The following is a 13,884-nucleotide window of genomic DNA, read 5'->3' on the forward strand; positions in this document are numbered from 1 at the left end:
GATGCCTGATGTAGCGCCGGGCCATGCCCGGCGTGCATCAGGGCGTTACAGCAACAGTTCGCCCTGCACTGCCTGGGCGCCCAGCCGCCATGCCAGCCCGGACAACCGGCTGGCGTGGCGCTGCAGAGCCTTCTCCAGCACCTCCGCCGACCCCGCAAGCTGCAACCGCGTCCGCGCCCGGGTCAGCCCGGTGTACACCAGTTCGCGCGACAACACCCGGCTGTCATGCCGCGGCAACTGCAGCCACACTTCGTCGAATTCCGACCCCTGTGCCTTGTGCACGGTCATCGCGAACGCGCTTTCGTGGGCCGGCAGGGCCGCCGGATGGAACGCACGGGGATGGGCCATGTCATCACCCGGGAACCAGGCCGCGATGCCGCCGCCGGCGTCGCGCAGGCAGATGCCTACGTCGCCGTTGAACAGGCGGTGCCGATAGCTGTTTTCGGTCACCAGCAGCAGCCTGCCGTGGAAGTAACCGGCGTTTGCACCGGCCAACAGGGTTTCGATGCGATGGTTCAGCCCGCGTGCGCCCTGCGGCCCTTCGCGCAGCGCGGTCAGCACCCGCAGGCGGCCGGCCTGGGCCAGCGCGGTGGCCGGATCGCCACTGTCGGCAAGCGCGCGCCACTGCGCCAGCAGGTGCTCACGCTGCTCCTGCAGCGGATCCAGCAGGCCTTCGTGGAAGCTGACGCCGGCCAGCGTGCCTTGCCGCAGCAGCGTCAGCGCCGTCGCACTGTCGCCCTCGCGTACGGCCGTGGCCAAGGGGGCGAGGTCCAGCGCATCGCTCTGTCGATAGCCGCGCTGCAACTGCACCCGGCGGCCGGCAAACGGACTGGGCGGTGCTTCCGGCCGCAACGTGGCCGCAGCCAGCAACGGCTGCAGCGCGCGTGCATCGTCATGGCGGGTGCCCTCGCCATCGCCGCTGGCGCGCAGGATGGCGCTGAGCACATCGCCTGCCTCCACCGACGGCAACTGGTCCGGATCGCCCAGCAGGATCAGCCGGGTGCCGGAGGCGATGGCCTCCACCAGCTTGGCCATCAGCGGCAGGTCGATCATCGACGCTTCGTCGACCACCACCACATCGAACGGCAGCGGGTTGTCGGCATGGTGGCGGAAGCGCGGGGAATCCGGGATCACGCCGAGCAGCCGGTGCAGGGTGGTGCCACTGCTGGGCAGGGCCGCGCACAGCTCAGGCGCCAGGCCTTCGGCCTGCAGACGCTGCAGCGCCAGGCGCAGGCTTTCGGCCATGCGTTCGGCGGCGCGCCCGGTCGGTGCGGCCAGCGCCACGCGCGGTGCCGGTTGGCCCGCCTGCACGGCCTGCGCGACCAGCAGCAGCAACAGCCGCGCGATGGTGGTGGTCTTGCCGGTACCCGGTCCGCCGGTCACCAGGGCCAACGGGTGACGCAGGCTCACCGCCGCAGCGCGCGCCTGGTGGTCGACACGGGCGGCCGCCTGCGGGAACAGTTCCGCGAACAGCGGCGCGATCGCCTCCATCGCCACGCTCGGCAACGGCTGCCGGCCGATGCGCTGCAGCCCTTCGGCCAGCTGCCGTTCGTATTCGCGGTAGCGGCGCAGATAGACCAGGCCGTTTTCCAGCACCAGCGGCGCATCGACGCTGACCGCATCGGCCTGCTCCGGGCGTGCCACCCACGGCGAGTCGTGCAGTTGCTGCAGCCACTGGCCCGGGCTCGGCCAGCTGAAGCTGCCTTCCACCAGCCGCTGCGGCTGCCCCGGATCGAAGCCGGCGTGCCCCTGCGACACCGCCAGCGAGGCCAGTGCGGCGGCGACCAGGATCGAAGGCGGGGTTTCCGGCCGCAGCCGCCCGAGGCTGAGCGCCAGCGCATGGTCCAGCGTGCGCAGCTGGCCGGCGGCTTTCAGTTCCACCAGCAGGCTCATGACACGCCCCCCACCACGCGGGCGACCAGCGCCGCCTGGGCGGTGTCACCACCGGCGAACAGGGCGTCCAGCGCATCCACCAGTGCGGGCTCGAAACGCGCTGCATGCACGCCTTCGCCGTCCACGCCCAGCCCGCGGCAGAACAGGTAGCGGATGCCGCCCATGTCGCGCGCGTAGTCGTAGCGGCTGCCCAGCCGGAAACGCAGCCAACGGTGCAGGGCAACGGTGTAGATCAAGGCCTGCAGGTCGTATTCGCTGTGGCGCATGGCCACGCGCAGCAGGTCCGCGGTGTAGCCCGGCAAGCGGTTGGATTTGTAGTCGAGCACGTACCAGCGGCCCTCGCGCACGTAGGTCAGGTCGATCTTGCCGGTCATCAGCCCTTCCAGCTGGCGGCGCAGGCCGAAGCCGCGGCGCGCCGGCACGATGCCGAAACGGTGCAGCAGCTGCAGCAGCGCTGGCACCGCAGTGGGCTGCATGGCGAAGTGGAACTCGATTTCCGCGCGGCGCTGGGCCGCGGGCAGGTCGTGCAGGGCCCCGCCCTCCGGCAGCGGCACGGTCAGCGTGTGGCCGACCAACGGCACCAGGACCTCGACGCCGTCGTCCAGGTCGGCATCGGCGTAGCCTTCTTCGCGCAGCGCCTTGCGCAGTACCGCGGCCTGGCCTTCCGGTGCCTGCTGGCCCGGTTGCCAGCCGCCCCAGGCGGCGAAGTCGGTGTTCTCCAGCGCGTCGTGCAGCACGTTGCCGAAGCGACTGCCCATGAAGCGCGGATCCACCGCGACGCTGTCCGCTTCACTGCCGGCCGGCAGCGCCGGTTCCAGCGGCAGGTCGGCACCGGCCGGTTCGTCGGCGGCGGGCGCAGGCACTTCGGTGGCGGCGGCATCGATGTCCTGGCCGGCATCGGCGTTGGCCAGCTGGGTGAAGCTGTACACCCACCAGTCGTGTGGCACCCGCCGTTCGATCAACCGCACCGGCGGCAGCTCGCCTTCGTCTTCCAGCGCCAGCTGCGCAGGGCGTGGTGCCAGCGGGCGCTCATCGACGCGGATGTCGGCATGCGCCGCCAACGCCGTCAGCTCGCCCAGCATCGGCGCCAGCCGGGTCTTCGCCAGTCCGGCCAGGTCGCCAACGGCGATCCACAGCGCGTGCTCGGCGCGGGTCAGGCCCACGTACAGCAGGCGCGCATCTTCGGCGCGCTGCTCCTGGTCGCGCAGTGCGGTGGCCGCGTCCCAGGCTGCGTCCTTGTCCAGCTTCCAGTGCAGTTCGCGGCGATCCTGCGCATGCACGGTGCAGTTGCTGGCGGTGTTCGGCGCACCGCCGTCGATACCGACGAACGGCAGGTAGACCAGCGGGTATTCCAGGCCCTTGCTCTTGTGCAGGGTGATGATCTGTACCCGGCGCGCGTCCGATTCCAGCCGCAGCAGCTGCTGTTCGTCGTTCTGGTCGGCATGCGCCATCTGGCCCTGCAGCCAGTCCAGCAGGCCGTGCATGCCCAGCGCCTGGGCCGAGGCCTCCTGCAGCAGCTCGCCCAGCTGCAGGTAGTTGGTCAACCGGCGTTCGCCGTCCAGCAGCGCCAGCAGGCGTTCGGCCTGGCCGGCGCAGGCATCGGCGATCACCGCGAACGGTCCGCCGCGGGTCCAGCGTTCGCGCCACTGCAGCAGCTGCGCCTGGTAGCCGCGCTGCACATCGCCGTCGCGTTCCATGCCGGCGATCGCCGCTGCGTCCTGGCCCAGCAGCACCGTCGCCAGTGCCGCGCGCAGGCGTCCTTCATCGGCCGGTTGCAGCAGGGCCATCAGCAGCGCGCGCAGGTCCTGCGCTTCGCTGGTGGCGAACAGGCTCTGCTTGCCCGCGGCAACGGCGGGAATACCGGCTGCAGCCAGCCCGCGCTGCACCAGCGTGGCTTCGCGGTGCGAACGCACCAGCACCGCGATGTCGCCCGGCTGTACCGGGCGACCGCGCAGTTCGGCGCGGCCGGCTCGTGCGTCCACCAGCACCTGGTGGATGTCGGCCACGCAGGCGGCGCAGGCCACCTCGCGCGAGGGATCGGCATTGAACGGGCGCCCGCCTTCATTGCGCAGTACGCGCAGGGTCAGGCCTGGCGCCGGCTGGCCATCGCGCAGGTAGTCCGCATCGCCGCGCACGCCACCGGCGGCCACCGGTTCGAAGGGAATGCCCTCGTCCAGGAAGGCGGTGGGACCGGCGTTTTCGTACAGCGACTGCAACGCACGCAGCACGCCCGGGCGCGAACGGAAATTGCGGTCCAGCGCCGGTGCGACCTGCGCCCCGCGCTTGGCCTTGAGGTAGGTATGGATGTCACCGCCGCGGAACCCGTAGATCGCCTGCTTCGGATCGCCGATCAGGAACAGCGCCGGCGCCAGCCCGGCCTCGCGCGTTGCTTCGCTGTCGCCGAACACGGTATGGAAGATCCCCCACTGGCGATCATCGGTGTCCTGGAATTCGTCGACCAGCGCGATGCGGTACTGGCTGCGCAGCTGCCGCACCAGGGTGTCGCGGTGCGGACCGTCGAGCGCGTTGGCCACCCCGTCGATCAGGTCGTCATAGGTCTGCACGCGACGCACGCGCTTGAGCGCATCCAGCCGCTGGCGGGCTTGCGCACGCATGTCGTGCAGGAAATTGACCGCGCGGCCACGCAGCCAGTCCAGCCGCGCCTGCCGGGCCTGCAGGTAGTCCTGCAGCGCCGGCTGCAGCGGCGACCCGGGCGTGCGGCCGGCATGCGCCTTGTTGGTCTTGTTTTCCAGTGCGGCTGGCAGCAGCGCAGGCAGGCGTTCGCTGTCGAGCACCGTGGCCGGCCCGTCATGCAGCGCCCAGTCGCGCAGCTGCGAACACAGCGGCTGCAGCCATCCCAGTTTGTAGGAGGCGCCGTTGAGCCACTTGGCGTCCACCGCTTCGCACAGTGCGCCGAAGAAGGCATCACCGTGATCGCGGATGGACTGGCCCAGCGCATCGGCGGCGTGTTGCAGCCGCGGTATCGGATCCTCACCTACCACGCCTGCCGGGGGCAGCAGCGGCAACGGCTTCAACAGGTCAGGCAGGTCACCGGCCAGGGCCTCGGGGGTCTTCCACAGCCAGGTCAGCGCATCGATCGCGGTCGCATCACTGGCATGCACGCGCCACAGGTCGGCGGCCAGTTCTTCCAGCAGCGCACGGTCACTGGCCAGCAGCTCCGGCGGATCGAAGGTATGTCCGCTTTCCAGCGCATGTTCGCGCAGCACGCGGGTGCAGAAGCCGTGGATGGTGAAGATCGCGGCGAGGTCGATCTCATCGGCGGCGACCTGCAGCCGGCGCTGCAGCGCAGCGGCGCTTTCCGTGCCGGCCTGCAGGTGCCGCTGCAGCACCCAGCGGGTCAGCAGCACGTCGGGGGTATCGCCATCGGCCGGCGCGCGATCCACCAGCTGCGCAGCCAGCGCCAAGCGCTCGCGGATGCGCTTGCGCAGCTCCTGGGTAGCCGCGTCGGTGAAGGTCACCGCCAGCACCTGGCCGATGCGCAGGCCCTGCTCCACCACCAGCCGGGTGAACAGCGTGGCCAGGGTGAACGTCTTGCCGGTGCCGGCGCTGGCTTCGATCAGCTGCACCCCGTGCAGCGGCAGCGCCAGGTACGGATCAGCCTGCAGCGTGTCCATGTCGTTGCTCATTGCCCGCCCTCCTCGCGCAGCGCGCGGCCTTCGCGCACCGCGCTGAACACCACGCGGCTGATGTGCAGCAGGTCGGCGAAGCTGGCGTCGTCCTTGAACGGATCCAGCCCGCGCAGCGCAAGCTGGATCGCCTCGCCCTGCGCTTCGCCCCAGCTGCGGTCAGAACCGTGCCAGCGCTTGGCGGCTTCATTGAACTGCTTTTCCGCAGGCGTCGTATGCAGGGTCCAGCCGGTATAGGGACCGAACGGCAGCGGCTCGCGCAGGCCGCGCGCGCGCAGCTGCAGCAGGCTGCGCAGGGCATCGCGGGCCTGCGCGGCTGGCAGCGCGGGCAGCAGGTGCGGACCTACGCCGTTCTCGCCTTCATCGTGGAACTGCACCAGCGGCAGTGCATCGCCGGCGGCATTGGCCAGCAGCCAGTCCAGCCCATGGCGGATCGCCGCATTACCGTTCAGGCTGCCGGTGCGCAGGCGCACCAGGCCCGCCGGGTGGCGGTCAGCGACCCGGCCATGCAGGCGCACACCGTCGATGTCCACTTCATAGCGGCGGCTTTCCAGTGGTGTATCGCCCAGCCACTCGCGCAGGGCCAGCGCATACGGACGCGACTGTGCCTGCAGCGCATCGAAACCGCGTTCGCCCAGTGCACCGGACGGCAGCAGCGCGCGTGCGCGCAGCCGCGGGTACAACGGCGCGTCATCCTCGCGCAGCGTGGCCTGCACCACGGCCAGCTGCACGCTGCGCGCCTCAGCGCTGCGTTCGGACAACACCAGCGGCTCCACGTCGTCGGTTTCCTGCATCTCCCCGGGCAGGCGCAGGCCCAGCGACAGCGACAGGAACTGGCCGGCGGGATCGACCAGGAAGCGGCGCAGTTCATCCAGCGACAGCCGCGATTCCACCGTTTCGGGGTCCGCAGCCGGCGCGGGCAGCGGCGCGCTGATCCAGGCCGGCAGCTGGCCACGGGCACCGCCCACGGTGGCTGCGGCGGGATGCCATTGGCGGCGATAGCTGAAACGCCGTGGGTCGCCGCCACCGAATGCCGCCGGCGAGAACGGCTGCAAGGCATGCCGCACCACGAACTGCTTGGCCGCTTCACGTGGATCGACGTGGTACTGCATCGCCGCGTCGATCAGTTCGCTGACCAGCACCGAGGGCTCGCGCACGCTGCCATCGCGGGGGTCCGCGCCGAGGTAGCTCAGGTAGAACGCATCCTGCGCGGCGGCGAACAACTGCAGGAACAGGAAGCGGTCATCCTCGCGCAGCGAACGGTCACCCGGGCGACGGCGCGCGCTGTCCAGTTCGGCGGTGAGCTGGTTGAGCCCGGCCGCCGGGTCACGGCGCGGGAAGTCGCCATCGTTGAGGCCCAGCACGCAGATCACCCGGAACGGCAGCAGGCGCATCGGCACCATGCGACCGAAGCTGATGCCACCGGTCAGCAGCGGCGCGCGCGTATCGGCCTCGGCCAGCGCGCCGGCGAAATGCGAGCGGATCACCTCGGCCGGTACACGGCCGTCGAATCCGGCCTTGTCCGCGTCTTCGGCGAACTGGTTGATCAGCCGCCGCAGGCGCTCCAGCGCACGCTGGCTGTTCGGTGACGACGGCGGAGTCGGCAGCAGCGCGTCGAGCAGTGCCAGCAGGCGTTGCCGCCATTGTGCCGGGGTCAACGTTTCACCCAGCCGCTGCTGGTACACCGCCAGCACCCGCAACAGGCGCAGCAGGCGGTCCAACGCATCCAGCGCACTGCCTTCCAGTTCCGGCCACGGGGCCACGCCGGCGATGTCATGCTCGCTGCCACTGGCATGGCCGAGCAGCAGCCGGTCCAGCGCGAACTGCCAGGTGAAGGCATCGTCGGCCGGCGCCTGGTGCTGGCGACGGTGGTCGGCGCTGAGCCCCCAGCGCGCGCCCGCCGCCTGCAGCCAGTCGTGCAGGCGATCGAAGGCGGCCGCATCCAGTCCGGCGGCTTCAGCCAGCGGGGCACTGGCCAGCAGGTCCAGCACTTCATTCAAGCCGAAGCGCGACACCGGCAGGCCCAGCAGGTGCACGAACACATCGGCCAGCGGCTCGCCGGCCAGCGGGCTGGTATCGGCCAGCGCGTAGGGAATGTGGTCTTCGCCGCCGCTGCGCCCGCCGAACACCGCCTCCAGGTACGGCACGTAGGGATCGATGTCCGGTGCCAGCACGGCGATGTCCCGCGCCTGCAGCGGCGGGTCGAAGCGCGGATCCTGCAGCAGGCCGCGCAGCTGGTCGTGCAGCACCTGCAGTTCGCGCAGGCGGGTATGGCAGGCATGTACCTGCAGGCTGGGGTCGTCCAGCCGCAGCGCCGGCAACGGCGGGCCCGACGGCAGGCCGCGGCGGTGGAACAGGTCGCGCTGCAGCCGGTGCAGCAGGCTGTCGGACAGGCCGCCCTGCTCCATCGGCGGGCGCACGTCGTCCTCCGGATCATCGTAGGCGCCGATCTCGCCGGACGGATGCACCACTTCGTAGCTGCCCAGCACCGCCATGAAATCGCGGCCGGCCGCGCCCCAGGCCTCCAGCAGGCGGTTCTCGCCGGCCGCTTCGCCGAACGGATCCGGCGCGCCACTGCGCAGCTTCTCGCCCAGCGTCTGCAGGTCGCCCCAGTAGGCCTGCACCGGCGTGGGCAGGTAGAAATGCAGTTCGCCCACGCGCGCCTGGGTGGCCATCACCCGCAGCACGTCGGGCGAGATGTTCAGCGTGGCGAAGGCGGACAGGCGCAGTGGCAGGCCTTGCGGCAACGGTTTGCCGGCGCCTTCGAACTGTTCCAGGTAGGCCTGGATGCGGCGCGCGCGGTAGCCGCGTCCCTGCGCGATGGCGCGCCACAGGATCGCCTGCGGATCCTGCGGATCGGCCCCGGCGTCCCAGCGCAGCAGCCAGTCGCGGCGCCAGGCCTGGTATTTCTCGAACACGCTGGCCAGCTCGCCGGCCAGCGCCCAGGGCTTCAGCGGGTCGCCGCCGGACAGGTAGCTGTGCAGCGCGCGCATCGGCGGCTGCGCCATCAACTGCGCGTCGCCCAGTGCGGCATACAGGCGCCAATGCAGGGCCGCTGCGTCCAGGTCCTCGGCTTCGCCGGGGACGTTGGCGTTCAACGCACGCGCCACGAACTCACCCGGGGTCAGGAACTCCAGGTTGGCCGCCACGCCGTATTCGGCCGCCAGGGTGGACTGCAGCCAGCGCCGCATCGCCACCTGCGGGATCAGCACCACTTCCGGGTCCAGCAGCGGCTGGCCGGGCAGCGGCACGCGCACGTGCCGGGCCAGCAACGCGGCCAGCACGTCCAGCGAGTTGGAATGGTAAAGACGGAAATCGCTGGAGGGGTCGCTCATTGCGTACAGTTTGCCGCAGCGGCGTGGTAAATGAATGCTGGACGCATATGGCCTGCCGTTCACCGCCCGTGGATTGTTCCGCCAGGCCGCTTCGACTGTCCCGGGGCGGCTGCGCGCGTGCCACAACCACGCATGCGACAATACTGGACGGTCCAGTACGCTTATGTTCAGCGCCGCGCCCTGATCCTTCAACGTTGGAAAATTGTTAAATGGTGCCCATGCAGGCCTCCACGACTCCTCTGGTGCAGTTGACCAACGTCCGCATCGAGCGCGGCGGACGCACGATCCTGCGCGATGTGTCGCTGCAGGTACCGCAGGGCAGCATCACCGCCGTGCTCGGTCCGTCCGGCAGCGGCAAGTCGACCCTGCTGGCCGCGCTGACCGGTGAACTGCGTCCGGTGCAGGGCGAAGTGACCCTGTTCGGCAAGCCGATCCCGACCGGCAACCGCGAGCTGCTGGAAATGCGCAAGAGCGTCGGCGTGCTGCTGCAGGGCAATGGCCTGCTGACCGACCTCACCGTGGGCGAGAACGTGGCGTTGCCGCTGCGCGCGCATACCCGGCTGCCGGTGGCCGTGCGCGAGCGCCTGGTGCAGATGAAGCTGCATGCGGTGGGCCTGCTGTCGGCCGGTGATGCCTGGCCGCGTGAACTGTCCGGCGGCATGGCACGCCGCGTCGCGCTGGCCCGCGCGCTGGCACTGGATCCGCCGCTGATGATCTACGACGAGCCGCTGACCGGGCTGGACCCGATCGCCTCCGGGGTCATCATGAGCCTGATCCAGCGCCTCAACCACAGCCTGGGCCTGACCAGCATCATCGTCAGCCACCACGTGCACGAGACCCTGCCGATCTGCGACCAGGTGATTGCCATCGCCAACGGTGGCGTGGTCTTCCAGGGCAGCCCCGCCGCGCTGGAAGCCAGCCAGGATCCGTTGCTGCAGCAGTTCCTGCACGGCCGCCCGGATGGCCCGATCCCGTTCGACGCCGCGCCCCGTGCGAGGACTGCCTGATGCCCTTCGTTGCCGCCACCCGCTCACTGGGCCGCGCCGGTCTGTTTTCGCTGACCGTGCTGCGCGGTTCGCTGCCAACCGCTGATTTCCTGGCCGAACTGACCCGCGAGATCTACAAGATCGGCGCGCGCTCGCTGCCGATCATCGCCGTCGGCGGGGCCTTCGTGGGCCTGGTGCTGACCCTGCAGGGCTACCGCACACTGACCACCTTCGGCGCCGCCGATGCGCTGTCCACGTTGCTGGGCCTGTCGCTGTACCGCGAACTGGCGCCGGTGCTGACCGCACTGCTGTTCATCGGTCGCGCGGGCAGCTCGATCGCCGCCGAACTGGGCCTGATGCGCGCCACCGACCAGATCAAGGCGCTGGAGCTGATGGCCATCGACCCGATCGCCAAGGCCGTGGCCCCGCGCTTCTGGGCGGCGGTACTGACCGTGCCGCTGCTCACCGGGGTGTTCTGCTCGCTGGCGATCTCGGCCAGTTACTTCGAAGCGGTGCACCTGCTGGGCCTGGACAACGGCGTGTTCTGGTCGGCGCTGCGCAACAGCGTGGACTTCTGGAACGACTTCGGCGTGGCGATGCTGAAATCGGCCATCTTCGGCGGAACCGCAGCCTTGGTGGCCTCCTACGTGGGCTTCCACGCCGAGCCGACCATCGAAGGCACCTCCGTCGCCACCACCCGTGCGGTGGTCAATGCGTCGCTTCTGGTGCTGATGTTCAACTTCGTGCTGTCGGCCATGCTGTTCCAGTAACTGTAGTCCTTCCTGGTTCCGGCGCCTGGCAGCGCGGGAACGACCTGAACCTCCCGCCCCGTCTATGCCGGGGCACCTGTCAAAAATGGTGAAATGAACATGGCCATCCGCGGTCCCAGACTGGAATTTTCCGTCGGCGCCTTCCTGCTGCTGGCACTGGCCTCGCTGTTGGTACTGGCGGTCGCTTCGACCAACCAGCGCTGGGGCCTGGGCGGTGGCGGCTACGAGCTGAAGGCCCGTTTCTCGCAGATCGGCCAGCTGCGCAAGCAGGCACCGGTGAAGATCGGCGGGGTCAACGTCGGCCAGGTGGCGGCCATCGACCTGGATCCGGTCAAGTTCGACTCCATCGTCACCATCAAGATGGACGGCAAGTTCAAGGACCTGCCGGCCGACACCTCCGCCGGCATCTTCACCAGCGGTTTGCTCGGCGAGAGCTATATCGGCCTGCAACCGGGCGGCGATCCGGACGTGCTGAAGGCCGGTGATGAAATCGCGTTCACCCAGCCAGCGGTAGACCTGATCCAGCTGGTCGGCAAATACATGTTCAGTGGTGGCGGCGCCGGTGGCGACGCAGCACCGTCCAACGAATCCCACGACGGCGCGCCCGCGCCCGCTACGGAAACCCAACCATGAAAATGAAACTGCTCCCGCTCCTCCTCGCTTCGGCCCTGCTGGCCACCACCCCGCTGCTGGCAACGGCGCAGGCACCTGCCGCCACCGCCGCCACCCAGGGCCAGGCCGGCAAGACCGTGATTGATGCCAGCACGCGCATCATGACCACCCTGCAGCAGCGCAAGGCCGAGTTCAGCAAGGACCCGACCGCGCTGCGCAACTTCATCAACAGCGAGCTCAACCGCACCTTCGACCGCGATTACGCGGCACGCCTGGTGCTGGGCGCGCATTCGCGCGGTGCGTCCGATGCCGACATCAAGCTGTTCGCCGATGCAATGGCCGACAACCTGATGCAGCGCTACGGTTCGGCCCTGCTGAACATCCAGGGCAGGCCGAGCTTCCGCCTGAAGGGCGAGAGCGCGCTGCCGGGCAACCGCGGCGTGCGCGTGGCCACCGAACTGGTGCGCTCGGGCGACCAGCCGACCCCGGTCGAGTACCTGATGCGCAACACCGATGGCCAGTGGAAGATCTTCGATGTCAACATCGAAGGCATCTCCTACGTGCAGACCTTCCGCAACCAGTTCGACGCCCCGCTGCGCCAGAAGGGCATCAAGCAGGTCGCCACCGAGCTGCGCAGTGGCAGCATGCAGGCCGGAACCCCGGGCAATGGCAAGTAACAGCGCCCAGGCCCGGCTGGACCAGGGCACCCTGCACCTGTCCGGCGTGCTGGACCGCAGCGCGGTGATCGCGTTGTGGCCGCAGCTGCAGGCGCTGGGCAACGGCGCGCAGGCGCTGGACCTGAGCGGGGTGCCGCGCGTGGACAGCGCCGGCGTGGCCCTGCTGGCCGAACTGGCCGCGCGTGCGCGGCAGCAGGGACGGACGCTGGCCATCACTGGCTCGCCGGACGGCCTGACCGAACTGGAGGCCGCCTACCGGCTGTCTGCAGACCTTGATTTCAATGCCCCTTCTGCCGCGAGCTGACATGAACGTCGTACGCATACTCCCCCTGTTCGTCCTGGCCGCCACGCTCAGCGCGTGTGCGGCCAAACCGGCCCGTGACAGCGCCCCCAGCGCCGGCACCGTGGTGCCTGCAACGGAAGCGCCGGTCGCCGACGCGCCGCTGGCCGCCACCGCGGCGGACGATGCGGTCGTCACCTCCGAAGCCGCTCCGGTGGCCGCGCCGGCAACGCCGCCGGCCGCCGTGGATGCCGATGGTGATGGCACGCCCGATGCCACCGAGGACGACTTCGCCGCGCTGTACGGCAGCGATGGGGTCAGCGGCGGATCCACGGCCGTCTACGATCCGTGGGAACCGCTCAACCGCCGCGTGCATCGCTTCAACGTGGTGGTGGACAACGCCGTAGCGCGTCCGCTGGCCACGGCCTACACCAACGTGGTGCCGCGCTTTGCCCGCACCGGCGTGAGCAATTTCTTCAGCAACATCCGTTCGCCGGTCACCATCGTCAACCAGTTCCTGCAGGGCCGTCCGGACGATGCCTGGGACACCATGGGCCGCTTCCTGATGAACAGCACGCTGGGTGTCGGCGGCCTGTTCGATCCGGCCAGCAAGGCGATGATCGCCAACCGCAAGGAAGACTTCGGCCAGACGCTCGGTGCGTGGGGCTGGCGTCCGTCGCGCTACGTGGAACTGCCGTTCTTCGGCCCGCGTACGGTGCGCGATGTGTTCGGCCTGGCCGGTGACATCCCGCTGTCGCCGATCCGCCAGATCGAAGAAGACAAGGTGCGCATCGGCCTGCAGGGCCTGCAGCTGGTGGACGCCCGTTCGCAGCTGCTGGCCGCCGATGACATCCGTTCCAGCGCGGTGGACGAATACGCCCTGGTGCGTGATGCGTGGCTGCAGCGCCGCAACTACCAGATCGAGAACGACCTGCGTGGCAAGCATGCGCGCGGCAAGGACGACCTGGATTCGCCGATTCCGGTGGATGCGATGCCGATGCCGCAGTGGGGCAACTGACGGTCGTTGCAGCGAACGGCTGAGCCCCTCGTGGTGGGTCGCTGGGGGCGATTGAGTACTGCGATTGGGCCGGGCGATGGGGTTGGTCGGGGGACGGCAATAGCCGCGTCCTGCGGGCCTCGTGTCGCGCCATCCGTGGCGCTCCACGCCCCCGCCCAACCCCACCGCCCGGCCCTGTGACATAGCGCGCGCGCCGCCACGTAAAAGATAAAATAAAAGCGGAATGTTTCCGGAACGGGGTCAGAGTCCTTTCGCTGCGCGAAAGGACTCTGACCCCTTCTTTTTTTCTCTCTTCTACGTGGCGGGAGGGGTTGGTGGGGGCGTGGAGCGCCATGGATGGCGCGACACGAGGCCCGCATGGATGCGGTATTTGCCGTCCCCCACCAACCCCATCGCCCGGCCCTGTGACATAGCGCGCGCGCCGCCACGTAAAAGATAAAATAAAAGCGGAATGTTTCCGGAACGGGGTCAGAGTCCTTTCGCTGCGCGAAAGGACTCTGACCCCTTCTTTTTTTCTCTCTTCTACGCGGGGGGAGGGGTTGGAGGGGGCGTGGAGCGCCATGGATGGCGCGACACGAGGCCCCGATGGATGCGGCAGTGTCTCTTATACCACTCTGGCGCTGCCGACGACCAATTCGGTGTAAGTTACGGTAGACCACGTGAGCA

General features: G+C 69.4%; 9 protein-coding genes. 6 read left to right on the forward strand and 3 right to left on the reverse strand.

The features are described from left to right. Window positions 1–45 precede the first annotated feature (45 nt). The 3 genes from recD to recC are packed head-to-tail and all read right to left on the reverse strand — an operon-like array spanning window position 46 to window position 8,875. Complete coding sequence (recD, locus tag ABB28_RS09345; protein ID WP_057508369.1) at window positions 46–1,893, reverse strand: exodeoxyribonuclease V subunit alpha; 1,848 nt, start codon at window positions 1,891–1,893, stop codon at window positions 46–48. Continuing rightward, on the reverse strand, window positions 1,890–5,540 hold the full coding sequence (locus ABB28_RS09350) for a UvrD-helicase domain-containing protein (RefSeq protein WP_057508370.1): 3,651 nt from the start codon (window positions 5,538–5,540) through the stop codon (window positions 1,890–1,892). The genes recD and ABB28_RS09350 overlap by 4 nt, the downstream gene beginning before the upstream one ends. Next, window positions 5,537–8,875: an exodeoxyribonuclease V subunit gamma gene (gene recC, locus ABB28_RS09355; RefSeq protein ID WP_057508371.1), complete on the reverse strand. Its 3,339-nt coding sequence runs from the start codon at window positions 8,873–8,875 to the stop codon at window positions 5,537–5,539. The genes ABB28_RS09350 and recC overlap by 4 nt, the downstream gene beginning before the upstream one ends. A gap of 218 nt (window positions 8,876–9,093) precedes the next feature. Here recC and ABB28_RS09360 point away from each other — a divergent pair, with 218 nt between their 5' ends. The 6 genes from ABB28_RS09360 to ABB28_RS09385 all read left to right on the forward strand — a co-directional run bounded on the left by ABB28_RS09360 (window position 9,094) and on the right by ABB28_RS09385 (window position 13,218). Then, window positions 9,094–9,882, forward strand: coding sequence for an ABC transporter ATP-binding protein (locus tag ABB28_RS09360; protein WP_057508372.1), 789 nt, complete (start codon window positions 9,094–9,096; stop codon window positions 9,880–9,882). Continuing rightward, complete coding sequence (locus ABB28_RS09365; RefSeq protein ID WP_042612164.1) at window positions 9,882–10,631, forward strand: MlaE family lipid ABC transporter permease subunit; 750 nt, start codon at window positions 9,882–9,884, stop codon at window positions 10,629–10,631. Before ABB28_RS09360 ends, ABB28_RS09365 begins: the two co-directional genes overlap by 1 nt. 99 nt (window positions 10,632–10,730) lie before the next feature. Next, window positions 10,731–11,264 carry an outer membrane lipid asymmetry maintenance protein MlaD gene (mlaD, locus tag ABB28_RS09370; protein WP_057508373.1) on the forward strand — a complete coding sequence of 178 codons (534 nt, stop codon included), beginning with the start codon at window positions 10,731–10,733 and terminating at the stop codon, window positions 11,262–11,264. After that, window positions 11,261–11,920: an MlaC/ttg2D family ABC transporter substrate-binding protein gene (locus ABB28_RS09375; protein ID WP_057508374.1), complete on the forward strand. Its 660-nt coding sequence runs from the start codon at window positions 11,261–11,263 to the stop codon at window positions 11,918–11,920. Before mlaD ends, ABB28_RS09375 begins: the two co-directional genes overlap by 4 nt. Beyond that, window positions 11,910–12,224: an STAS domain-containing protein gene (locus tag ABB28_RS09380; RefSeq protein WP_057508375.1), complete on the forward strand. Its 315-nt coding sequence runs from the start codon at window positions 11,910–11,912 to the stop codon at window positions 12,222–12,224. Before ABB28_RS09375 ends, ABB28_RS09380 begins: the two co-directional genes overlap by 11 nt. Before the next feature lies 1 nt (window position 12,225). Further along, window positions 12,226–13,218: an MlaA family lipoprotein gene (locus ABB28_RS09385; RefSeq protein ID WP_057508376.1), complete on the forward strand. Its 993-nt coding sequence runs from the start codon at window positions 12,226–12,228 to the stop codon at window positions 13,216–13,218. Window positions 13,219–13,884 lie beyond the last annotated feature (666 nt).

The organism is Stenotrophomonas chelatiphaga (assembly GCF_001431535.1).
Taxonomy (GTDB): Bacteria; Pseudomonadota; Gammaproteobacteria; order Xanthomonadales; family Xanthomonadaceae; genus Stenotrophomonas; species Stenotrophomonas chelatiphaga.

Excerpts from the sequence above, each read along its gene's own strand:
- ABB28_RS09375 (WP_057508374.1), top strand. The coding sequence starts at position 11,261 with ATGAAAATGAAACTGCTCCCGCTCCTCCTCGCTTCGGCCCTGCTGGCC.
- ABB28_RS09385 (WP_057508376.1), top strand. The coding sequence starts at position 12,226 with ATGAACGTCGTACGCATACTCCCCCTGTTCGTCCTGGCCGCCACGCTC.
- recC (WP_057508371.1), bottom strand. The coding sequence starts at position 8,875 with ATGAGCGACCCCTCCAGCGATTTCCGTCTTTACCATTCCAACTCGCTG.
- ABB28_RS09380 (WP_057508375.1), top strand. The coding sequence starts at position 11,910 with ATGGCAAGTAACAGCGCCCAGGCCCGGCTGGACCAGGGCACCCTGCAC.
- ABB28_RS09365 (WP_042612164.1), top strand. The coding sequence starts at position 9,882 with ATGCCCTTCGTTGCCGCCACCCGCTCACTGGGCCGCGCCGGTCTGTTT.
- ABB28_RS09350 (WP_057508370.1), bottom strand. The coding sequence starts at position 5,540 with ATGAGCAACGACATGGACACGCTGCAGGCTGATCCGTACCTGGCGCTG.
- mlaD (WP_057508373.1), top strand. The coding sequence starts at position 10,731 with ATGGCCATCCGCGGTCCCAGACTGGAATTTTCCGTCGGCGCCTTCCTG.
- recD (WP_057508369.1), bottom strand. The coding sequence starts at position 1,893 with ATGAGCCTGCTGGTGGAACTGAAAGCCGCCGGCCAGCTGCGCACGCTG.
- ABB28_RS09360 (WP_057508372.1), top strand. The coding sequence starts at position 9,094 with ATGCAGGCCTCCACGACTCCTCTGGTGCAGTTGACCAACGTCCGCATC.